Origin of the sequence: Pseudoalteromonas sp. T1lg10 (assembly GCF_002964545.1) — a bacterium.
GTDB lineage: Bacteria > Pseudomonadota > Gammaproteobacteria > Enterobacterales > Alteromonadaceae > Pseudoalteromonas.
This window is the reverse complement of sequence record NZ_PQBV01000037.1, coordinates 306085-327825: the sequence shown is the minus strand read 5'-3', so window position 1 is coordinate 327825 and position 21741 is coordinate 306085. Positions and strand designations below refer to the sequence as shown.

General features: G+C 50.8%; 18 protein-coding genes, 2 tRNA genes and 1 pseudogene. 5 read left to right on the top strand and 16 right to left on the bottom strand.

The genetic code is table 11. The features are described 5' to 3' along the window. Window positions 1-6 precede the first annotated feature (6 nt). The 9 genes and pseudogenes from C2M17_RS16170 to leuS form a co-directional block, all read right to left on the bottom strand. A pseudogene (locus tag C2M17_RS16170) lies at window positions 7-797 on the bottom strand (septal ring lytic transglycosylase RlpA family protein). Next, window positions 797-1900: a rod shape-determining protein RodA gene (rodA, locus tag C2M17_RS10260; RefSeq protein WP_105200673.1), complete on the bottom strand. Its 1104-nt coding sequence runs from the start codon at window positions 1898-1900 to the stop codon at window positions 797-799. The pseudogene C2M17_RS16170 and the gene rodA overlap by 1 nt, the downstream one beginning before the upstream one ends. Further along, on the bottom strand, window positions 1897-3780 hold the full coding sequence (mrdA, locus tag C2M17_RS10255) for a penicillin-binding protein 2 (protein ID WP_105200672.1): 1884 nt from the start codon (window positions 3778-3780) through the stop codon (window positions 1897-1899). Before mrdA ends, rodA begins: the two co-directional genes overlap by 4 nt. 9 nt (window positions 3781-3789) lie before the next feature. Then, window positions 3790-4260, bottom strand: coding sequence for a 23S rRNA (pseudouridine(1915)-N(3))-methyltransferase RlmH (gene rlmH, locus C2M17_RS10250; RefSeq protein WP_105200671.1), 471 nt, complete (start codon window positions 4258-4260; stop codon window positions 3790-3792). Window positions 4261-4263: 3 nt separating this feature from the next. After that, window positions 4264-4581, bottom strand: a complete 318-nt coding sequence (gene rsfS, locus C2M17_RS10245; protein ID WP_105200670.1) for a ribosome silencing factor — start codon at window positions 4579-4581, stop codon at window positions 4264-4266. Between the two features lie 51 nt (window positions 4582-4632). Next, window positions 4633-5277 (bottom strand): nicotinate-nucleotide adenylyltransferase, encoded by a 645-nt coding sequence (gene nadD / locus C2M17_RS10240; protein WP_105200669.1) that lies wholly within the window; start codon window positions 5275-5277, stop codon window positions 4633-4635. Between the two features lie 2 nt (window positions 5278-5279). Beyond that, window positions 5280-6314 (bottom strand): DNA polymerase III subunit delta, encoded by a 1035-nt coding sequence (holA, locus tag C2M17_RS10235; RefSeq protein WP_105200668.1) that lies wholly within the window; start codon window positions 6312-6314, stop codon window positions 5280-5282. Continuing rightward, on the bottom strand, window positions 6314-6808 hold the full coding sequence (locus tag C2M17_RS10230; RefSeq protein WP_105200667.1) for an LPS-assembly lipoprotein LptE: 495 nt from the start codon (window positions 6806-6808) through the stop codon (window positions 6314-6316). The genes holA and C2M17_RS10230 overlap by 1 nt, the downstream gene beginning before the upstream one ends. 1 nt (window position 6809) lies before the next feature. After that, window positions 6810-9392: a leucine--tRNA ligase gene (gene leuS, locus C2M17_RS10225; protein WP_105200666.1), complete on the bottom strand. Its 2583-nt coding sequence runs from the start codon at window positions 9390-9392 to the stop codon at window positions 6810-6812. A 166-nt stretch (window positions 9393-9558) separates the two neighbouring features. Between leuS and C2M17_RS10220 the strand changes: the two genes are divergently transcribed. From C2M17_RS10220 to C2M17_RS10205, 4 genes are all read left to right on the top strand, one after another. Next, on the top strand, window positions 9559-10017 hold the full coding sequence (locus C2M17_RS10220; protein WP_105200665.1) for a zinc ribbon-containing protein: 459 nt from the start codon (window positions 9559-9561) through the stop codon (window positions 10015-10017). A 63-nt stretch (window positions 10018-10080) separates the two neighbouring features. Then, window positions 10081-12489, top strand: coding sequence for a Lon protease family protein (locus C2M17_RS10215; protein WP_105200664.1), 2409 nt, complete (start codon window positions 10081-10083; stop codon window positions 12487-12489). Continuing rightward, window positions 12482-12955, top strand: coding sequence for an FKBP-type peptidyl-prolyl cis-trans isomerase (locus C2M17_RS10210; protein WP_105200663.1), 474 nt, complete (start codon window positions 12482-12484; stop codon window positions 12953-12955). The genes C2M17_RS10215 and C2M17_RS10210 overlap by 8 nt, the downstream gene beginning before the upstream one ends. 221 nt (window positions 12956-13176) lie before the next feature. Further along, on the top strand, window positions 13177-14421 hold the full coding sequence (locus tag C2M17_RS10205) for an amidohydrolase (RefSeq protein ID WP_442792604.1): 1245 nt from the start codon (window positions 13177-13179) through the stop codon (window positions 14419-14421). A 29-nt stretch (window positions 14422-14450) separates the two neighbouring features. Here the strand turns inward: C2M17_RS10205 and lnt are convergent, their stop codons facing one another. The 5 genes from lnt to miaB are packed head-to-tail and all read right to left on the bottom strand — an operon-like array spanning window position 14451 to window position 19897. Then, window positions 14451-16001, bottom strand: coding sequence for an apolipoprotein N-acyltransferase (lnt, locus tag C2M17_RS10200; RefSeq protein WP_105200857.1), 1551 nt, complete (start codon window positions 15999-16001; stop codon window positions 14451-14453). Beyond that, complete coding sequence (gene corC / locus C2M17_RS10195) at window positions 15976-16857, bottom strand: CNNM family magnesium/cobalt transport protein CorC (RefSeq protein ID WP_105200661.1); 882 nt, start codon at window positions 16855-16857, stop codon at window positions 15976-15978. The genes lnt and corC overlap by 26 nt, the downstream gene beginning before the upstream one ends. Before the next feature lie 60 nt (window positions 16858-16917). Next, window positions 16918-17379: an rRNA maturation RNase YbeY gene (gene ybeY / locus C2M17_RS10190; protein ID WP_105200660.1), complete on the bottom strand. Its 462-nt coding sequence runs from the start codon at window positions 17377-17379 to the stop codon at window positions 16918-16920. Further along, the gene (locus tag C2M17_RS10185; RefSeq protein ID WP_105200856.1) at window positions 17376-18407 is read right to left on the bottom strand and encodes a PhoH family protein; all 1032 of its coding nucleotides are present in this window, start codon (window positions 18405-18407) and stop codon (window positions 17376-17378) included. The genes ybeY and C2M17_RS10185 overlap by 4 nt, the downstream gene beginning before the upstream one ends. A 53-nt stretch (window positions 18408-18460) precedes the next feature. Beyond that, window positions 18461-19897, bottom strand: a complete 1437-nt coding sequence (miaB, locus tag C2M17_RS10180) for a tRNA (N6-isopentenyl adenosine(37)-C2)-methylthiotransferase MiaB (protein ID WP_105200659.1) — start codon at window positions 19895-19897, stop codon at window positions 18461-18463. Window positions 19898-20164: 267 nt separating this feature from the next. On the opposite strand from miaB, the gene C2M17_RS10175 reads away from it, so the two are divergent. Then, a complete protein-coding gene (locus C2M17_RS10175; protein ID WP_105200658.1) occupies window positions 20165-21328 on the top strand; it encodes an FAD-dependent oxidoreductase in 1164 nt (387 codons plus the stop codon). Window positions 21329-21493: 165 nt separating this feature from the next. On the opposite strand, the gene C2M17_RS10170 is transcribed toward C2M17_RS10175, so the two are convergent. Next, window positions 21494-21578, bottom strand: a tRNA-Leu gene (locus C2M17_RS10170). Between the two features lie 86 nt (window positions 21579-21664). Continuing rightward, window positions 21665-21741: transfer RNA gene (locus tag C2M17_RS10165), tRNA-Met, on the bottom strand.

Sequence of the window (21741 nt, the reverse complement as noted above, 5' to 3'; positions counted from 1 at the left end):
GTTATCTTAAAGGGCTTGGTCGTCATAAAGCAAGAAAGCTTGGGCAAACCTAGTACTTTTTAATTGCTCTAATAACGTCTTAGCCTGTTGCTCGTCGCTTATTGGACCTAAGCGAAGGCGAAAAATTCCATCTTTGTGCTGTTTTATATGGGTCGGGACGTGATAATCCTGCTCTAGCTGCAGTGCCAGCGCCTGAATATTCGCCAATTGTGACCCGGCAGCAACTTGTATGTATTGGTGCGCGGCTTTGCGTCGGCAAGGGTAATGGCTTCGAGCTTAACCTTGGCTGTACCCTTTAAGTGATAACCCAGTTTATACGCCGCAGCGTAGGATAAATCGATAATACGGTCTTCATGGAAAGGACCGCGGTCGTTAACTCGTACCACCACGCTCTGACCATTGTCGATATTGGTGACGCGCACAAAGCTAGGTAGCGGCAAGGTTTTATGGGCCGCGGTCATGGCAAACATATCGTACACCTCGCCGTTGGAGGTGTGATAGCCGTGAAATTTGCGCCCGTACCAGGAGGCGATACCGCTTTGGGTGAAGCCGGTTTCATCAAATATAGGCACATATTGCTTGCCCCTGACTTGGTAAGGACGATTCGCCGCGGCGCTTTTCGCTTCGTCTGTGACCACTGCGTCTTGTAGTTCTAAGTCCGAAGGGTGACGCAGCGGTGCGGCATCATGCTCCATCTGATAGCGGCCGGATTGACCCTTGCTCGGGGCGCTGCCGGGTGAACTACAGGCGGTGATAATGAAACTAAGTAAGACGATAAAAAGCGCGCGTAAGGCCATTATTTATTCAACATCCGTTTTTCCGTGGCGATACTCATTATGATGCCAAAGCCTGCGAGCAGTGTCACCATAGATGTGCCGCCGTAACTGATCAGCGGCAACGGAACACCCACCACAGGCAATAAGCCAGATACCATGCCGATATTTACAAAGACATAGACAAAGAAGGTCAGGGTCAAAGCGCCGGCCAATAGTTTACCGAAGGCTTCCTGAGCATTCACGGCGATATAGAGGCCGCGGGCGATAATAAAGAGGTAGACACCGAGCAGGAATAAGACGCCGATAAGGCCAAACTCCTCGCTCAGTACCGAGAAGATAAAGTCGGTATGGCGCTCGGGTAGAAACTCCAGTTGCGACTGAGTGCCTTGCAGCCAGCCCTTGCCCTCAATACCACCTGAGCCTATGGCGATTTTCGATTGAATAATATGATAACCCGAGCCTAAAGGGTCACTTTCCGGATTGAGGAAGGTGAGTACCCGCTGCTTTTGATAGGCGTGCATGCCATAGTGCCAAAACAGCGGCGCACCGGCGCCGACTAATACCGCTAAAGAGCCGATCAGGCGCCAACTGACGCCAGCTAAAAACAGCACAAAGATGCCTGAGCTGGCGATCAGAATCGAGGTACCTAAATCAGGCTGCTCCTTAATGAGCAAGGTCGGCACCATGACTATCACCAAACCGATAAAGAGGTTGCTTAATTTCGGCGGTAAATGGTTGCGACCAATATACCAGGCGACGCACATGGGCACCGCCAGTTTCATGATTTCCGAGGGTTGAAAGCGAATACCTATATTCAGCCAGCGCTGCGCGCCTTTGGAACTGACACCGACAAAGAGCACGGCGACCAACATTAACGTGCCCACCAGATAGACGGGGATCACCACGCGTTTTAGGGTGCTTGGCGAGACTTGTGCACAGATCATCATGGCAATAAAGGCGCCGCCCATGCGGGTGCTGTGGCGCATCATCATGCCGGTATCCTGGCCACTGGCGCTATACACTATGGCTAAGCTACCTGCCATCATTGCCAACAGTGCCAAAAACAGCGGCAGGTCGATATGTACACGCTGCCAAATAGAAATCTTATTGGTGACTGGCGTCATGACTGCGGCTCCTTCTTGCCTTGGCTAATGGGATTGGCGAGGAAATAATAATCCATTACCTGACGGGCAATAGGAGCCGCCACCGAAGCGCCGCCACCGGTGTTTTCCACAATAATGGTGACCACGATTTGCGGGTCGTTAAAGGGGGCAAAACCCACATAGATGGCGTTGTCGCGATGACGTTCTTTAAGTTTATCGGCTTCGTAACGCTCACCCTGGGCTATGCTGACTACCTGCGCCGTACCGGTTTTACCCGCTGGGTCGTAGGTCGCACCCTTAAAGGCTTTATGCGCCGTACCTGTGATCTTGGTCACGGTATTATGCATGGCGTCGAGGGCAACTTGCCAGTGTCTAGGGTTGTTCAAGACTATGGGTGGTTTTTCATCATTATTGATTACTTCTACTTGCTCATCGCGGCGCAGCGCTTGTGCCAGATGCGGCGGATGGTGTTTGCCCTTATTCACCAGGATATTAATGGAGTTGGCGATTTGAATCGGCGTTGCCGTCCAGTAACCCTGACCTATGCCCACTGAGATGGTATCGCCGCGCCACCAGGGCTCGCGGAAACGTCCTTCTTTCCATTCCCTGGTAGGTAAAATGGCGGTGGTTTCTTCTTTAATATCTATACCAGAGAGATCGCCAAAGCCAAATTGCGCCATAAAGTCGCTGATCTTGGTGATGCCGGCGCGATAGGCGATATCGTAAAAATAGGTGTCGCACGACTCTTCGATGGCCTTATACACATCAACATGGCCATGACCCCAGCGGCGCCAGTCACGCCATTTATGCTCAACATTGGGAATTTGGAAAAACCCTGGGTCGAACATCTTGGTTTGCTCTGTCACTAACCCTTCTTCCATGCCGAAAATCGCCATATGCGGTTTGATGGTTGAAGCCGGAGCGTAGCGCCCCTGAGTAGCGCGGTTGATAAGCGGTCTGTCTGGATTTAACAGGGCCTTGTAGTCCGCCGAGCTGATGCCGTGAACAAAGAGGTTAGGGTCGTAGCTGGGGTTGGAATACAGGGCCAGGATGCCACCGGTTTTCGCATCCAGGGCGATTACCGTACCGCGCTTATCTTCCATGCTCAATTGAGCGATTTGTTGCAGGCCAATGTCTAAGGTCAGTACCAGATCTTTACCCGGCACAGGCGCGGTTTCATCCAAACTGCGCAGCACGCGGCCGCGGTTATTGATCTCCACCGATTGCGAGCCCACTTCACCATGCAATTCGGTTTCATAAAATTTTTCTAAGCCCAATTTACCGAAGTCGCGGGTGGCGCGGTAGTTGGTGGCTAAGTCTTCGGCCTCAAGCTGTGCCAGCTCCTTTTTATTGAGCTTGGCCACATAACCCAGGGCATGGGTTAAGGTATCGCCGTAGGGGTAATGGCGAGCCAGTCGGGCTTCTATGCTAAAGCCGGGAAATTTATGTTGATTGACGGAAAAAAGCGCTACCTCTTTTTCATCAAGGCGGCCTTTAAGCACCTGGCTTTTAAAACGGCGGTTATGACGGATATCGTCTAAAAATTCTTCTTTTTGTTGCTCGCTAATGCTGATCAGTTTACCAATTTCATCAAGCGCGGCATCGAGATCATCCACCTCTTCGGGGATCACCTCCAGGTTATACACGGGCTTGTTTTCCGCCAGCAGATTGCCATTACGGTCATAAATAAGGCCACGGTTGGGCGCTATGGGGATCACATTAATGCGGTTATCGTTCGAGCGTGTTTGATAGGTTTGGTGCGAAACTATCTGTAAGTTATACAGGTTTGAAATAAGTATCGCGACCATGATCAAGACAAAAACAAAGGCGGTAAAGGCCCGCCGCGCAAACAAATTGGCCTCGGCGGAATGGTCGCGGATCGGAGTGCGTTTACGCAGCATGGGTTCTAATTATTCTCGGTGATAAGGATGGTTGTTGTTTAAGCTCCAGCCCCGGTACAGGCTTTCGGCTACAATAATGCGAACCAAGGGATGTGGCAAGGTCAAATTCGATAGCGACCATTTTTGTTCCGAGCGGGCGATACACTCGGGCGCCAGGCCTTCTGGGCCGCCGATCAATAAGCTGACATCACGGCCATCAAGCTGCCACTTTTCCATGGCTTTGGCCAATTGATGGGTGTCCATGGCCTTGCCCGTCACCTCCAGAGTGACTATGCGGTTGCCCTTAGGGATGGCGGCCAGGGTACGCTCACCTTCTTGCTGCAAGATGCGTTTAATATCGGCATTCTTGCCGCGCTTACCGGCGGGGATCTCGACCAGCTCTAAGGCCATATCTTTGGGAAAGCGGCGCTGATATTCGCTAAAGCCCGCTTCAACCCAAGCAGGCATCTTGGTGCCCACGGCGACCAATTGGATCTTCACCGCTTAACCCCAGAGTTTTTCTAACTGGTAGAAGTCGCGGGTTTCGTCTTGCATAACATGGACGATTACATCGCCAAGGTCGACCAATACCCACTCACCCACGTCCTGACCTTCTTGGCCGATGACGTCGAAGTTATGTTCTTTGGCTTCTTTAGCTAGATGGCGAGCAATAGATTGTACCTGGCGTTTGGAGTTACCAGAGCACACCACCATGTAGTCGGTAATGTCTGAGCTTTCGCGTACGTCTAAGGTGATCACGTCGCGGGCTTTCATGTCATCAATTTTGTCTAATGCAAAGTCAAGGAGTTCGTTGGTTTGCAAAATACACTCTCTGTTTAATCAAATTCATTTAAGCGGGTGATGTTATCACTTTTAACCGGCCATATACAGGCGCTTATCGCGTATATATTGGCTCACCGCCGCGGGTATTAAATCTTCACAGGGCTCTCCACGTTGCAAGCGCTCGCGCACCAAGGTTGAGGAGACAGCCCGTTGCGGCCCGGCTAAAAAGTACACCAGTCCCGCTTGTTTAGACTCCAGCGCCGAACCTTGGTTGCATTGGTGCTGGTTTAAATAGGCCTGCAACTGAGGCGAGGGGGACAGATGCTCGTCCGGGCGCTGATACACCACCAGATGACATAACTCGAGAATGTCGCGCCACTGGTACCAGGAATCAAAGCCGTTAAAGGAGTCCATACCCAACAAAAACAAAATGGGTTCCTGCGTCCGACCGCTGGCGTTGAGTTCGCTGCGCAATTCTTGCAGGCTTAATAAGGAATAAGAGGGGCCGCTGCGGTGCAATTCGCGCTCGTCTATGGCAAAGCGGGGCTCGGCGGCAATAGCTAGTTTCAGCATTGCCAACTTATCGGCATTGTCGATACCGCTTGCCTGTTTATGTGCGGGAACCCGATTGGGCATAAAAAATAGGGTGTTACCGCCGAAGTGCTCAAGGCACTGCTCGGCCATATTCAGGTGAGCAAAATGCACCGGATCAAAGGTGCCGCCAAATAACAACATGCTTACTCCACAAAGCTAGGTGCGGCAAAAGGCAGTGCCCGGCAAAAGCTGACGCTGATATGGGCCAACATGGGGTAAGGAGAGCCCAGTTTGCCACTTTTGTAGGCGCTATCGAAATCGGCCAGCAGGTCGAGCAACGTACTTAGGTGTTCGCTGCGCAGGCGCTGCAAGGCCTGGCTGTACATACCTTGTTGGTTTTTCCATATGGCCAGCTGTTTGCAGGCGCTGTTAAAGTCTTGCCCGTTTTGTTGCAAGCTCAGCAGCTTTTGTAATTGCTGCGCTTCCTTGGTCAGGGCCCAGGCAATGGCGGTGGGCTCGGTATTATCGTTTTGCAACCGGGTTAATACCTGGATGGCCTTAGTGCTGTCGCCCAGCAAGATGGCATTGGCCAAATCGAAAATATCGAACTTGTTTTGATTCAGTAAGGTTCCGAGCAGGGTATGGCCATTAATGGCGCGCTGCCCATAGAGCAGGGAGAGCTTTTCCAGCTCCTGATAGCAGGCCAGCAGGTTGCCTTCCGTGGTGTCGAGCAACACCTGTTTAGCATCGCCTTCGAGGTTTAACTGCAGGCGACGGCAATGGCCGTCGAGCCAGCGGCGCAAATGATTGCCGCTTAAGGGGTAGCAGGGGATAAAGAGGCCCTGCTGATCCAGAGCCTTAAACCAGGCGCTGCGCTGGATTTCTTGCGATGCCTTCATGCCGTGCAGGACGATAACACAATCCGGGTTAGGGGATTGCACATAGCCTTTTAGGTGCTCGGCTCCGGTTTTGCCCGGTTTTTGCCCCGCCATATCCACTTCAATCAGGGTGCGGGCGCTAAAGAGCGACATACTTTGATAATGACCGTCTAGCTCTTGCCAATCGAATTGCGCCCCGGCGCTCAGCTTAATGACTTCATCGAAGCCCTGTTGCTTGGCGCTGTGGCGAATTTGCTGCACGCATTCACTGACTTGAAAGGGTTCCTCGCCAAAGACCATGTAAAATGGCGCTAACCCTTTTTGTAGTTGTTGCGGCAGTTGATTGGCGTAGACGCGCATTAGAGCTGGGCCAACTCACGAACGATGCGACGACTGGCCTGTTTGCGCAACTCGTCGAGCAAGATGGTCATCTCATTGGCCTTAGCCAGGGCATTATCCGGGTCATCCTGATAATTACGATAGAGCTCAAAGTATTGCTCAATTGGCTCGGCGTTGGCGCGCTCTAAGCGATAGGAAACCGAATAAATCAGCTCATATTCCGCTACCTGGCCGTTTTTAAACAGCGATAGTACGCGTCTGTCGAGACTATCGGCTTTTAGAGTGAGTGTCGGGGATTTAGCACTAAGATTTTGGTTTACCAGCACATTGCTGTGCTCAAGCTCCTGCAATACCTCGGCAAAAAGGGCCGAGTTAGGGTCCTGCGCTGTGACTTCTAAGGTCATAAGCTCTTCAGGCAGGTCGGAAGCTCGTTTAAGATGAAAGCCGCAGCCGCTTAGCATAAGCGCTAAGCAGCCGAGGATCATAAGGTTGAGCAAACGCGATGGGGCGAACATCTTAGTTCGCCACCACGTTAAGCACTTTGCCTTTAATATAAATCACTTTACGCACAGTCAGGCCTTCGGTGAATTTCTGTACATTGGCATCGGCAAAAGCAGCTTGCTCTACCGCTTCTTGGCTGGCATCCGCCGCAAGAGTCAGTTTCGCACGTACCTTACCATTGATCTGGACCACGACCAGCTTTTCACTTTCAACCATAGCCGATTCATCGGCAACCGGCCAAGTAGCGTCAAGCACATCGCCTTCTTTGCCCAAGTCTTGCCATAGCTGGTGCGACAAGTGCGGGGTGATAGGCGCAAGCATGATCAACATGGCTTCTAGGGCTTCGTTGGCCACCGCTTTGTCACCCTCATCCGCTAATGGTGCTTTGATCAGCTTGTTAGACAGCTCCATCACGGCGGCAATGGCGGTGTTGAAGGTTTGACGGCGCTCTAGGTCGTCGGTGATCTTGGCGATCGCCTTGTGCAGTTCACGACGCAGTTCTTTTTGCTCTTTCGAGAGCGAAGCAACATCTAACGCTACAAAGCCGGCTTTTTTCACATCTAGCGCATATTTGTAAACACGCTTAATGAAGCGGTGCGCGCCTTCTACGCCCGAGTCTGACCATTCCAGGGTTTGCTCTGGTGGCGCAGTGAACATCATAAACAAGCGCACGGTATCGGCACCGTATTGATCGATAACATGCTGCGGGTCGATACCGTTATTTTTCGACTTCGACATCTTGCTCATACCGGCGCTTTCTACCGGCTGGCCGTCGTCTTTGTGCCACGCCTTGATGATGCGGCCCTTGTCGTCTTTTTCGGTTTCAACGTCAGTGGGTGAAATCCAGATATCGCCGCCTTTTTCATCCTTACGGAAGTAGGTTTCAGCAAGTACCATGCCTTGACACAGAAGGCGCTCGAACGGCTCGTCAGAATTAACTAGACCAAAGTCACGCAATAGCTTGTGGAAGAAACGCGCATATAATAAGTGCAAGATCGCGTGCTCGATACCGCCAATGTATTGGTTTACCGGTAGCCAGTAGTTGGCTGCACCCGGCTCTAACATGCCTTCATCGTAGCGCGGGCTACAATAACGGGCATAGTACCAAGACGACTCCATAAAGGTATCGAAGGTATCTGTTTCGTGGAACACGGTTTCGCCGTTAATGGTAGCCTTGGCCCACTCTGGATCTGATTTGATCGGCGAAGTTACACCGTCCATGACTACGTCTTCTGGCAGACGCACCGGCAGCATGTCTTCAGGCGCGGCCAGCTCAGAGCCATCTTCTGTGTTCAACATAGGAATTGGTGAGCCCCAGTAACGCTGACGGCTTACACCCCAGTCACGTAGGCGGAAGTTAACCTTGCGCTCACCCACGCCAAGCACGGTTAGCTTGTCGGCGATGGCATTGAAGGCGCCATCAAAATCCAGGCCATCGAACTCGCCAGAATTAACCAGCGTGCCTTTTTCCGTGTAGGCGGCTTTTGAAAGGTCGCACTCATCGCCTTCGTTTGCTGCGATAACCTGTTTGATATCAAGGCCGTAAGCCGTTGCAAATTCAAAGTCGCGCTGATCGTGTGCCGGTACGGCCATAACTGCGCCTGAACCGTAATCCATCAATACGAAGTTGGCGATCCAGATTGGCACTTCCTGACCCGTTAATGGGTGGATGGCGTACAAACCTGTGGCAATACCCTTTTTCTCCATGGTGGCAACATCGGCTTCGGCCACCTTGGTGTTTTTACATTCTTCAACGAAGGCCGCTACCTCGGCATTGGCTGCCGCTGCTTCCTGGGCAATCGGGTGCGCTGCGGCCACGGCCACATAGCTCACGCCCATAAAGGTATCAGGACGGGTAGTGTAGACACTGAATTCACCCTGGCCATCGGCACGTTTAAAGGTGATATCTACGCCTTCTGAGCGGCCAATCCAGTTACGCTGCATGGTGCGTACCTGCTCAGGCCAGTGCTCTAGCTTGTCTAAGTCATCCAGCAACTCTTGTGCATAGTCGGTGATCTTAATAAACCACTGCGGAATTTCTTTTTGTTCAACTACCGCGCCTGAACGCCAACCTTTACCATCGATAACCTGCTCGTTGGCAAGTACGGTTTGGTCTACCGGATCCCAGTTAACTGTTGACATCTTCTTGTACACCAAGCCTTTTTCGTAAAGCTTAGTGAAGAACCACTGTTCCCACTTGTAGTATCCAGGGTGACAAGTCGCGATTTCACGATCCCAGTCATAACCAAAACCAAGCAGTTTTAGCTGGTTGCGCATGTAATCGATATTTTGATAGGTCCAGTTAGCCGGCGCCGTGTTGTTTTTAATCGCGGCGTTTTCAGCAGGTAGACCAAAAGCATCCCAACCCATAGGCTGCATTACGTTTTTACCTTGCAGGCGCTGGAAGCGAGAAACTACATCACCAATGGTGTAGTTGCGCACGTGACCCATGTGCAGTCGACCACTGGGGTAGGGGAACATGGAGAGACAGTAAAACTTCTCTTTCGAGTCGTCTTCTGTGGCTTTAAATACCTTGTTTTCTTCCCAGTATGACTGGGCTTTCGCTTCAATTTCCTGCGGGTTATATTGCTCTTGCATCTACTCTTCCAGACTTCTTGCAAAATGATGACAAATTTGCCCGATAGCATACCCCAAATCTATGGTTAATCACAGCAAGGGACAGGCTTTTTTGTCGCCATTATTGAATTGTGGGCAGGCAGGCTATAGTTAACTAGTAGGGGTAAAAATTATGCAAGGAGTTAATATGGCAGATTATCGACAATGGTTATCCGAATTTAGCGATTGGCTAAAGGATGTTAACGACCATGAAGTCAAAGATATGGTGGCCACCTTTTTAGAGTCTAAGCAGGCGCTAAAGGATTTAAGCAAGGATAAGTACGAAGAATATAAGCGTTATTTGGCTCGGGATATAGACCACCTTATCGAGCACGAGAACTATTACAACTCATTGGCCTGGCAGGAGCTTAAGGAGAGCCTCTGGTTTGAGTTATCCCATATCGAAGACAAGTCCCAGTTGGAGTGGCAGGCGTTGAGCCAAGACTTTAAACATAAAGGGGTTTATCATAGCGGAGAATGGATAGCCATGGGCACCTTAGTGTGCCAAAATTGCCATTCTAAGGTAGATGTTTACCACCCCAGTGAAATTCTGCCCTGCACCGAGTGCGGCGGCATTCACTTTAATCGTCAGGCGCTGCAGCCATAGCCAATTTTAGCGGCGTTGAAAATAACAAGGGCCCGGCTATGGGCCCAGCAAAAGACGTGTTGTATGAAACATAAAACATCAGGCGTGGTCAGCACCTTAAGTGCTTGCGCTCTTGCGCCGCAAATTTCCGAAAATCATATTCGTACTTGTCTCACTCATCCTTACCCCGAAGAGCTGCCTTTTATCGGCCAAAAGCGTGCCGACAGTGCCCTTGATTTTGCCTTGGGTATGCACTTGCCGGGTTACAATGCGTATGTGATGGGCGAGCCGGCTCTGGGTCGTTACACCCTGGTGCAACACAAGCTGCAACAGTATGCCAAGGACAGGGAAACCCCCAGAGAATGGTTGTACGTAAACAACTATCAGGATCACCGTGAGCCTATTGCTATCTTGATGAACCCGGGTGAAGGGCAGGTTCTGGTGGACGATATTGACGCCGTGCTTGAGGAAATTCTCGATACCTTTCCTGCTGCCTTTGACAACCCTGGCTATCAGCGTAAGAAAAAGTCAATCGACCGCGAATTTGAAGACAAATACGAAGATGCGCTGGCCCATGTAGAAGAGCTGGCCAATGAACACAGCGTGGAGCTGATTGAAGATCAAAACAACGTTGGCTTTGTGCCCATAGTGAACAATCAACGTTTAAGTGATGAGCAATTCAGCGCCCTGGACGAGCACACTCAGGAGCGCTTTATCAACGCCATTACTGAGCTCGAAGATGCCTTAATCGATGCCCTGATCGAGCTGCCGAAATGGAAACGTGAGTCGAGCGAAGCGCTGCGTAAGCTGAAAAAGGCCACGGCAGAGGCGGCCATTAAGCCGTTACTGCGTGAATTGGAGCACAAATACGCCACCCATATCGGCGTATTACGCTATCTAAAAGACCTGCGCTCGGAGCTGGTGGATACAGTACTGGAATGGCTAGATGAAGAGCAGAGCAATGACAAGAGCGAGGAGGAGTATGACCGCAAGGAAATGCTTACCGAATTCTTTGCTCCTAACCTTTTGGTGCCCTACAAGGAGCACGATGCCGCACCGGTAATTTACGAGCCGAATCCCACCTTTGGTAATCTTTTTGGCAAGATTGAATATTCTACCTCGCAAGGCTCTTTGGTGACCAGTTACCGCAGTATTCAGCCCGGCGCCTTGCACCGTGCCAACGGCGGCTATCTGATTATGGATGCCGAGAAGGTGATGGCCAATGCCCAGGTGTGGGATGGCTTAAAGCTGAGTTTAAAAACCCACCAGATAAAAAATGATTTGCCCTATCAGGACAGCTCTGTGGGCAGCAGCTTTACCCTGCGCCCCCAGCTTATTCCCCTGGATGTAAAAGTGCTTTTGTTGGGCTCTCGCGACCTCTACTACGCACTTAACGAATACGATGAAGAGTTTGCCGAGCACTTTAGGGTGCTGGCGGACTTTGATTTCTACCTGCCGGGCACGGACAAATACCAGTACCAGTTTATTACCAAGGTGCAGGAATATTGCCGCGAGACCTTAAAAACCGAGGTGAATTGCGATGCCATGTCACTTTTGCTGCGTTTTAGCCATCGTCAGGCCGAACATCAGCAAAAGCTCTCGGCGCGTTTTGCCGATGTGATGGAGTTGGTGGCAGAGGCCAGCTATTACGCCCGTCAGGACCGCAGCGAGCAGATCCACGCCACTCATGTACACGAGGCCCTGGCCGGCAAGGAATACCGCACCGGGCAAATGAGTGAACATATGCTCAGCGATATCCGCGAAGGTCATATTTTGATTGCCACCGAGGACAAGGCGGTGGGCATGGTCAACGGTCTTACCGTGTTGCATGTGGGTGATACCTCATTTGGTACCCCGGCGCGCATCAGTGCTTCCGTCTATGCCGGCAGTGATGGTGTTATCGATATCGAACGTGAGGCCGAGCTGGGTAAGGCGATTCACTCTAAAGGGGTGATGCTGTTGACAGGTTATTTGGGTAGCAAGTATGCCCAAGATTTCAGCCTGACCCTGAGCGCCAATATTGCCATCGAGCAAAGCTACGGCTATATCGATGGTGACAGCGCGTCTTTGGCGGAATTGTGTGCCCTGGTATCGAGTATTACCCGAGTGCCCATCGACCAGGGCATCGCTATGACCGGCTCGATTAACCAGCGCGGTGAGGTGCAGGCCATAGGCGGTGTGAATGAGAAGATTGAAGGTTTCTTCAAGCTTTGTCAGATGCGCGGCTTAAGTGGTGAGCAGGGGGTGATTATCCCTAAATCGAACTGCTTGAATCTGGTATTAAACCAGGACGTGATTGATGCCGTGGAGCAGGGACGTTTTCATATTTACCCTGTGGCCAATGTCGATGAAGCGCTAAGCCTGCTTACAGGCAAGGAGTGCGGCGAGCTAAAAGATGGCGCCTATACCAAGGGCAGTATTCACGACCTGGCCATGACCCGACTGCGCGAAATTGCCGCCATAGTCGGTGGGGAGGATGAAGACGATGCTTAATCTTATTCTTTCGGTCATTATTCTTGTCTTACTGGTCTTGACCATACGCGGGCACCTGCGCAACCGTAAGGTTGCGGCCCTCAACAAGCAGAAGGAAGCCGATTTCTTTGCCAAAAACAAAGAGCAGGAAGGGCTGGAGGAGCTGCCAAGCGGGGTGCAAATCCTGTGGCAGAGTCGCAGCGATGAGGGAGTACAGCCAGAGCCAACATCCAAGGTTTGTGTGCACTATCGTGGCACCTTGCTAGATGGCCGTGAGTTTGACAGCTCCTATAAGCGTGACAAGCCTTTAGATTTTAAATTGGATCAGGTGATCAAGGGCTGGCAGCTGGGGCTGCAACAGATGCGTGTGGGCGATAAGGCCACCTTGTACATCCCCGCCCACCTCGCCTATGGCGACCGTCGCGTGGGGATCATTGAGCCTGCCAGTGCGTTAATTTTTGAGGTTGAGCTACTGCGCCTAGGTTAAATCAGTGCTAATCAATAAAAAAACCACCGCCCCTGCGGTGGTTTTTTATACCTGCCTTTTGTCGCATTGCGCTGTTGTTCCCCGCCTTGATAGCCTAGTTTTAATGAAGCTGTGCTGTTCACAGAGCCAGCAGCCCAAAGCAATCAACAGGGGATGAAACAATGAAACTAGGTAAACCTTTATGTCAGGCTCTGCTCTTTAGTGCCGTCACTGGCCTAAGTATGCACACCTATGCCGCTTCATTAGCGGCGCAAATCGATACCGTCAATGCCGAGGTAGGAGACAAGCTGATCGAGTGGCGCCGTCACTTGCATCAATACCCGGAGCTCAGTAACCGCGAATTTGCAACCGCCAAATATGTCGCCGAACATCTCGAAAGTTTAGGCCTAGAGGTACAAACGGGCGTCGCCCACACCGGGGTAGTGGCAAAAATTAAGGGTGGTAAAAGTGGTCCCTTGATAGCGCTGCGCGCCGATATGGATGCTCTGCCGGTGACCGAGCAGGTGAACTTGCCTTTTGCCTCAAAGCAAACAGCCACTTACCGTGGTGAAGACGTAGGTGTAATGCATGCCTGTGGCCATGACGCTCACGTCGCCATCTTAATGGCGGTGGCACAGTCGCTGGTGGCCTTAAAGGATGAACTTGCCGGCGATGTACTCTTGATCTTTCAACCCGCCGAAGAAGGGGCGCCTCAAGGCGAGGAGGGTGGCGCCGAGTTAATGTTGAAAGAAGGTTTGTTTGCGCAAAAGCCCGAGGCGGTATTCGGCCTGCATGTAACCTCATCCCTTAACAGCGGCCAGATAGGGTTGCGCTCTGGGCCGCTGATGGCCAGCTCGGATGCCTTTAGTATCAAGGTCAGTGGCCGTCAAACCCATGGTTCGAGGCCGTGGAATGGCATAGATCCAATCGTGGCCTCCAGTCAGATCATTATGGCCACTCAAACCATAGCGTCACGTCAGGTAGATGTGACCAAGGCACCTTCGGTTATTTCCTACGGTGCCATTAAAGGTGGTGTGCGCAATAACATTATTCCCGATGAGGTGGAAATGGTCGGCACCATTCGCACCTTTGATCAGGATATGCGCGCCGACATTAAAAAACGCTTACAACATACTGCCGAATTGACTGCACAAGCCGCAGGTGCCAAGGCCGAGGTGCATATAGACCATGGCTATCCGGTGACTGTGAATAACCCCGAACTCACGGCGAAGATGATGCCTACCCTGGAGCAAGCGGCGGGTAAGGATAATGTCATTATTACCGACCTGATCACAGGTGCCGAGGACTTTTCCTACTACGCCCTAGAAACGCCGGGAATGTTCTTTTTCTTAGGGATCACTCCAGCCGATCAAAACGCAAAAACGGCGCCAAGCAACCATTCGCCACACTTCTATATTGATGAGCAGGGGCTGCCGCTAGGCGTGAAGGCCCTCACTAATCTGGTGTTTGATTACCTGGATAAGTGATACTGAAATAGGAAAGTGAAAAGGCGCTATTAAGCGCCTTTTTTACTTCGGTAAGTAATGCCCATACTAACCAGGGCAAAGCCAATCAACAGCAGCCACACCGGCCATGTACCTTGGCGGGCGTAGAAGCTGTCGCCGTCGATAAGCTGTACATCGGTAAGTAATACATCATCAACAAACTGAGGCAGGCTCACCTGCTTTTGTGACAGCGGATCATACACCCCAGTGACCCCTGTGTTGGTAACGCGAATCAGGGGACGCATTAGCTCTAGCGCCCGCATACGTGATATTTGCATATGCTGATGGGGGCCGTGGGAGTCGCCAAACCAGGCGTCGTTGCTGACGGTAAAGAGAATATCCGAGTCACTGCGATAGTTGGCGCGCACCAAATCGGGAAAGACGATTTCATAGCAGATTGCCGGCAAAATATGATAGCCGTTGGCGAGCAGGTTATTCTGCACTCGCTCTCCACGGCTAAAGCTCGACATGGGCAAGTCGAACAGCGGCGCTATGGGGCGTAGGAGATCCTCAAAAGGCACGAACTCGCCTATGGGCAAAAGCTGGTGCTTGCGATAACGATTTCTATGCAGGTAAGTATATTGACCCTCACTGCTGTCTGCCTCTTGTTTACCCATAACCACAAGCGTGTTGTAGGCCTTGCGGGTGTCATACTGGTAATCCACTATGCCGGTGATAAGGGCGCTGTCGTTAAAGACCGCGGCCTTATCCAAAGAGCGCAGGAAGTCGCCGGCCAGGGACTCCAGTTCGGGCACGGCCGCCTCGGGCCAGACCACCAGATCCGCCTGCCAGTGAGTGCGGGTCATATCCTGGTATTTGAGCATGGTTGGCCAGAAGTTTTCCGGCTCCCAGCGCATGCTTTGTTTGATATTGCCCTGCACCAGAGCCACCGAAAGATGCTTGTTGGCATACTGATTAGCCGGGGCAAAGTATGCACTAAGCGCTATTATAGCCACTAGGGCACAAGTACCAACCAGGGGTTGCCAGGCACGGTTCAAGACTAAGCGAAACAGGCTGTAACCCAGTGCCAATACGACACAGGCGAGACCAAACTCACCGACCAGTGGGGCAAGAATATTAAGCGGTGAGTCGGTTTGCGTATAACCCAGGGAGAGCCAGGGAAAACCGGTTAACAGTGTGCCGCGTAGCCACTCAGCGAACGCGAAACTAAGAATGAGAGGGGCAAACCAGCTGCCGCTGCGACGGTAACACCAGCCGGTAATCGCCAGCGCCAGAGCCGGAAACAGGGCCAGATAGCACACCAATAACGCCATGACCGCCAAGGAGGCGATAATGGGTAAGCCGCCGAACTCGGCAATGGAAACATGAACCCAGCTAACTCCGGCGCCAAACCAGCCAAGGCCAAAGGCAAAACCGTACCAGGCTGCTTTTTTGGGCGTTTGTTGATAGCTGCACCAGCTCAGCACTGCGATGCTGAGAAAGGCGATGGGCCAAATTGAAAATGGGGCATAGGCCAGGGTTAAAACAAGGCCGGCCACGAAGGCCAGCCAGGTTTTATTATCCCTTAGTGCGCCCTTAAGCCGCGTCAGAGTCTTCGCCATCATTCGATTTTGGCAAAGTCACTTGCAGTTGCAAAATACGACGGCTGTCGGAGCTTGTTACCTTAAACTGCAAGGGAGGGATGTCGATGATTTCACCGCGCCCAGGCATATGGCCAAAGGCATGAAGAACAATACCACCTATGGTATCGGCTTCGTTGGTATTGAAATCTGTGTTGAATTTATCGTTAAATTCATCGATAGGAGTGAGGGCTTGCACTGAAAAAACATGCTTGGAAATTTGCTTAATTTGCAGATTTTCTTCCTCATCATCGTGCTCATCTTCGATTTCGCCGACGATAATTTCCAAAATGTCTTCAATGGTTACCAGGCCGGATACACCACCATATTCATCAATGACTATGGCCATATGGTAGCGTTGCTGACGGAACTCGTTAAGCAGGGTGTCAACACGCTTGCTTTCGGGAACAATCACAATCGGGCGTAATACTTCGCGTAAGGTAGGAAGATCGGCTTCCTTATCCATCAGCAGAGGAAGTAAATCCTTCGCCAGCAAGATCCCTTCAATATGATCTTTGTCCTCACAGACCACAGGAAAACGCGAGTGTGACGACTCGATCATCTGCGGTAATTGGTCGAACAAGGGTTTATCGACATCCAGGGTGATCATTTGCGAGCGGGGGATCATGATATCTCGTACTTTGAGTTCAGAGACACCCAAAACACCTTCAATCATTTCCTTGGTTTCAGGATCGATCAGATCGCGCTCCTGGGCATCTGAGATCACTTCTGCCAGCTGTTCCTTATTTTGGGGCTCTCCTTGAAACATCTGGCTGATACGATCTAACCAGGATTTTCCAGAAGAACCCTCTCTACTATGCGAGTTTTCGTCGCTCATTAGCTTTATGCGCTCCAAGTTGAATTAATTCCGATAATGAGACCTAGCTCACTATTGGGATTAACACTCATCATCCCTGTATGGGTCGCTAATATTGATGCTGGCCAGCAAACGTTTTTCCAACGCTTCCATAATCTCGGCATCGGCCTCATTTATATGGTCATAGCCAAGTAAATGCAAGCACCCGTGTACCACCATGTGGGCAAAGTGGTCATGAAATGCCTTATGTTGTTCCAAGGCTTCACCATATACCACTTGCGGGCAAATAATCAAATCACCCACCAAGGGTAATTCGATTCCGGCCGGGGCGTCAAATTCAAAGGATAAGACATTGGTCGGCTTGTCTTTACCACGGTAGCTGTGATTCAGACTTTGGCTTTCATGCTCGTCGGCAATGCGAATGGTGACCTCTGAGTCGGGCTTCAGCTCATCCAGTACCAGTGCCGCCCAGCTCTGAAACTGGGCCTCGCTTGGTAAGTTATCAAACTCACAGGCTATTTGCAGATCGACTGTGGTGCTCATTGGTCAGACTCTTTTTTGGCTTGTTCTTTTTGCAGTCGCTTAACACGCTCTGTTTCTTCGTGATGCTCATAGGCCTCAACGATGCGCGCTACCACTGGGTGGCGAACAACATCATGAGATTGGAAGAAGTTCATGCTTATTTCATTAACCTCCCCCAAGACTTCAATGGCATGGCGCAGGCCTGAGCGGGCGCCACGAGGCAAGTCGACCTGGGTGATATCACCTGTGATCACCGCCTTAGAGTTAAAGCCGATACGGGTCAGGAACATCTTCATTTGCTCCACCGTGGTGTTCTGGCTTTCATCGAGAATAATAAAGGCGTCATTCAAGGTACGGCCACGCATATAGGCAAGTGGTGCAACCTCAATGACATTTTTCTCAATTAAGCGCTCAACCTTTTCAAAGCCCAGCATCTCAAACAAGGCATCGTAAAGCGGGCGCAAATAGGGGTCTATTTTCTGAGTTAAATCACCCGGTAAGAAGCCCAGTTTTTCACCGGCTTCTACCGCAGGGCGGGTAAGCAAAATACGACGGATTTCCTGGCGCTCCAGGGCATCAACGGCAGCTGCAACGGCCAGATAGGTTTTACCCGTACCGGCGGGGCCAATACCAAAACATATGTCATGGTTCAGGATGTTGGCCACATATTGGCTTTGATTCGGGTTACGGGGCTTTACCACGCCTCGGCGGGTTTTAATAAAGACTTCTTTACCCCAGACGCTCGGCGCTTCTTGCTCCAGCACATCGGCTTCAATAATGGCCAGATGCACATGCTCGGGCTCGATTTCTTTTTGCTTGCCTTTGACCGGTGCAGTTTCAAGGTACAGGCTTTTGATGATCTCGCCTGCAGCCTTTGCCGTATGTGGTTTGCCGGTTATTTTAAAGAGGTTTTCGCGGTGCGCAATTTCAACTCCCAGACGACGCTCGATGTGTTTTATGTTCTCGTCAAAAGGACCGCATAAAGAAGAAAGGCGGGTGTTATCGGACGGTTCTAAATAAATATCGATGTTCTTCAGCTGGTTACTCAAAGTTGCTTCCTGTTGATTGGCGCCGTGGCCTTGGCCACAGCGCATTATTTTTATTAATTAGGGGTAAAGGTAACCACGCCAATCTCATTGGTTTGCTCTTCGCTTGGTGCCTTGGCGAGAATATCGCTTGGGGCCACGTCACGACGCAGATTCATATCTGCTTCGGTACGGATAAGTTCACCACGTAGTGAGTTTGGCAGCGCTTCGGTAATACGTACATCCACAAATTGACCGATCACCGAGTGTGGACCTTCAAAGTTTACCACACGGTTGTTCTCGGTACGGCCGCGCAGTTCCATCGGGTTCTTCTTCGAAGGACCTTCAACCAAAATACGCTGCTCGGTACCAAACATATCACGGCTGATCTTTTGAGCCATTTGGTTAATGCGATCTTGTAAAATGTAAAGGCGTTGCTTTTTCTCGTCTTCGCTTACGTCATCCGGTAAATCGGCCGCCGGCGTACCCGGACGGGCGCTGTAGATAAAGCTAAAGCTCATGTCGAAACCGATGTCATTGATAAGCTTCATTGTTGCTTCAAAGTCTTCGGTGGTTTCACCTGGGAAGCCGATAATAAAGTCAGAGCTCATGCTGATATTCGGGCGCACCTTGCGCAGGGCACGAATAGTCGACTTGTATTCCATCGCCATGTGGCCGCGTTTCATCAGATTAAGAATGCGATCTGAGCCGCTTTGCACTGGCAAGTGTAAGTGATCAACTAACTCTGGTATATCGGCATAGGCATCGACTATGTCTTGCGTAAATTCAACCGGGTGCGATGTGGTGTAACGAATACGGTCGATACCATCGATGGCGGCGACATAGCGCAGTAGATCTGAGAAATAGCAAATCTCACCGTCATGGGTGGCACCACGGTAGGCATTTACGTTTTGACCAAGCAGGTTTACTTCACGCACGCCTTGCTCGGCCAACTGAGCCACTTCAAGCAACACATCATCAAGAGGGCGACTTACTTCTTCACCTCGGGTATAAGGCACCACGCAGAAGGTACAGTATTTAGAGCAGCCTTCCATAATTGATACGAAAGCGCTCGGGCCTTCCGCTTTCGGCTCAGGTAAACGGTCAAATTTCTCGATTTCCGGGAAGGTAATATCAACGACCGAGCCTTCTTTGGCTTGTACTTGCTGGATCATTTCCGGCAGGCGGTGCAAGGTTTGCGGGCCAAATACGATATCAACGAAAGGCGCGCGTTGGCGAATGGTGTCGCCCTCTTGTGAAGCAACACAGCCACCCACACCGATAACCAGGTCCGGGTTTTTATCTTTTAACGGCTTCCAGCGGCCTAACTGGTGGAATACTTTCTCTTGTGCTTTTTCACGGATAGAGCAGGTGTTAAGCAAAATCACGTCCGCATCTTCGGCCTCTTCGGTCAGTTGATAACCATTGGTATCATCTAGAAGATCCGCCATTTTCTGGGAGTCATATTCATTCATCTGACAACCCCAGGTTTTAATATGCAGCTTTTTGCTCATTGAAATATTGCCTCGTTTTCAATCCGGTACTGACTATGCACGACTAGGCCAAGTTAATACTCTGGACCTGTGGTCATTGACTTAGCTTAGCCTAAAGGACGCGTATTTTATATGCTATCGCGCTATGAGCCAAGTATAGTTTTGATATTTGCCGCGCCGGGGTGCAGTAAATCAAAGATGCTTGACATCTTGATGTCAACAACTGCCATTTGCCTAAAGAACTGGGTTACAATTGCGCCAGCGAAACAAGAATAAGAGACAAGGCCAATGAGTGTAAAACAGGTGCTGATTGTCGGTGGCGGTATGGTGGGCGCAGCCTGTGCCATCAAGCTGGCCAAGCAGGGCATGCAGGTATGCGTTATCGAGCAGCAGGTAATAGACCCGCAGGCGGTTCTACAAAGCGATCAGGTTGATATTCGCGTATCCGCTATTAACCGCTTTTCCGAGCAGCTGTTGGACGAGTTAGGGGCCATGCCGGCTTTGCGTCAAAACCGTATTGCCCAGTACACCCAATTGGAGGCGTACGAAGATAAGCCCGAGCAGCTGCTTTTCGACTGCCAGGAACTTGGCGCCAGCCACTTAGGACATCTGGTCGAGAACAAGCTTCTACAAGCAGCCCTGTGGGCCCAGTTCGACCAATACGACATCAAGGTATGCTCACCCGAGGGACAAGCTCAGCAATTGCTGCAAACGTCTCAAGGAGCGACTCTTATCTATGAACACGAGCAGTTTCATTGTGATCTGATTATTGCCGCCGACGGTGGCCGCTCTCGTATTCGTCAATTAGCAGGAATTGGTGTGACCGGCTGGCAGTATCAGCAACATTGTATGGGCATACTGATAAAACTGGACGCCCCACAACAAACGAAAACCTGGCAACAATTTAAACCCAGTGGCCCCATTGCTTTTCTACCCATGCAATATCCCTATGCCAATCTTATTTGGTATGACCAAGGCGCCAAGCTTAAGCAACTGCAACAGCTGGATAAATCGGCGTTAAAGAAACAGATTGAAGCGCACTTTTTTACTCTTCCCGGTGACTTTGAGGTAGAAGCCGCCGCCGTGTTCCCATTAGCCCGTCAGCATGCAAATACCTATATCGGCTCACGCGTCGCACTCATTGGTGATGCTGCCCACACCATTAATCCTTTGGCGGGACAAGGAGTTAATCTTGGTTTTAAAGATGTGGATGCACTTGCTAAGGCGTTAGCTGATACCAGCGCGACCTTAGCGGACGCTCTGGCGCATTATCAGCGCACGCGCCGCACGGACAATCTGCTGATGATGAGTATGATGGATGCCTGTTATTTTGGTTTCTCGAACAGCGTATCGCCACTTAAATATTTGCGTAATTTGGCTTTGACAGCAGCGAACAAGGCTGGTCCGCTGAAACAACAGGTCTTGAAACACGCCATGGGCGGCATTACTTAATTGTAAAAGTGACTGCAAATCTATCTAAGCTGCTCAATAGGGCGGCTTTTTTTATGCCATAAAAAATCAGGTATATAACGAATGGATAGAAAGAAGTTTAAGGGTGTTTAAATGATTAAGAATCAGGATTGATATTTTTGAAGGATAACTAAGAAGGTTAATACATGGTGCGGAAGGTGAGACTTGAACTCACACATCCGAAGATACTGGAACCTAAATCCAGCGCGTCTACCAATTCCGCCACTCCCGCATTTTTATGTGTACAAAGAAGGAATCAAAATCCCGCATCTTCCACATTTTGTGTTTTATACCATTTTCTTATTGGTAGCAAGAAAATGGTGGCTACGCCCTGATTTGAACAGGGGACCCCATCATTATGAGTGATGTGCTCTAACCAACTGAGCTACGTAGCC

What these genes read in the sequence shown, in the direction of transcription:
- rodA (WP_105200673.1), bottom strand. Translation starts at nt 1,900, where the DNA reads ATGACGCCAGTCACCAATAAGATTTCTATTTGGCAGCGTGTACATATC.
- mrdA (WP_105200672.1), bottom strand. Translation starts at nt 3,780, where the DNA reads ATGCTGCGTAAACGCACTCCGATCCGCGACCATTCCGCCGAGGCCAAT.
- nadD (WP_105200669.1), bottom strand. Translation starts at nt 5,277, where the DNA reads ATGTTGTTATTTGGCGGCACCTTTGATCCGGTGCATTTTGCTCACCTG.
- holA (WP_105200668.1), bottom strand. Translation starts at nt 6,314, where the DNA reads ATGCGCGTCTACGCCAATCAACTGCCGCAACAACTACAAAAAGGGTTA.
- C2M17_RS10230 (WP_105200667.1), bottom strand. Translation starts at nt 6,808, where the DNA reads ATGTTCGCCCCATCGCGTTTGCTCAACCTTATGATCCTCGGCTGCTTA.
- leuS (WP_105200666.1), bottom strand. Translation starts at nt 9,392, where the DNA reads ATGCAAGAGCAATATAACCCGCAGGAAATTGAAGCGAAAGCCCAGTCA.
- C2M17_RS10220 (WP_105200665.1), top strand. Translation starts at nt 9,559, where the DNA reads ATGGCAGATTATCGACAATGGTTATCCGAATTTAGCGATTGGCTAAAG.
- C2M17_RS10215 (WP_105200664.1), top strand. Translation starts at nt 10,081, where the DNA reads ATGAAACATAAAACATCAGGCGTGGTCAGCACCTTAAGTGCTTGCGCT.
- C2M17_RS10210 (WP_105200663.1), top strand. Translation starts at nt 12,482, where the DNA reads ATGCTTAATCTTATTCTTTCGGTCATTATTCTTGTCTTACTGGTCTTG.
- C2M17_RS10205 (WP_442792604.1), top strand. Translation starts at nt 13,177, where the DNA reads ATGCACACCTATGCCGCTTCATTAGCGGCGCAAATCGATACCGTCAAT.
- lnt (WP_105200857.1), bottom strand. Translation starts at nt 16,001, where the DNA reads ATGGCGAAGACTCTGACGCGGCTTAAGGGCGCACTAAGGGATAATAAA.
- corC (WP_105200661.1), bottom strand. Translation starts at nt 16,857, where the DNA reads ATGAGCGACGAAAACTCGCATAGTAGAGAGGGTTCTTCTGGAAAATCC.
- ybeY (WP_105200660.1), bottom strand. Translation starts at nt 17,379, where the DNA reads ATGAGCACCACAGTCGATCTGCAAATAGCCTGTGAGTTTGATAACTTA.
- miaB (WP_105200659.1), bottom strand. Translation starts at nt 19,897, where the DNA reads ATGAGCAAAAAGCTGCATATTAAAACCTGGGGTTGTCAGATGAATGAA.
- C2M17_RS10175 (WP_105200658.1), top strand. Translation starts at nt 20,165, where the DNA reads ATGAGTGTAAAACAGGTGCTGATTGTCGGTGGCGGTATGGTGGGCGCA.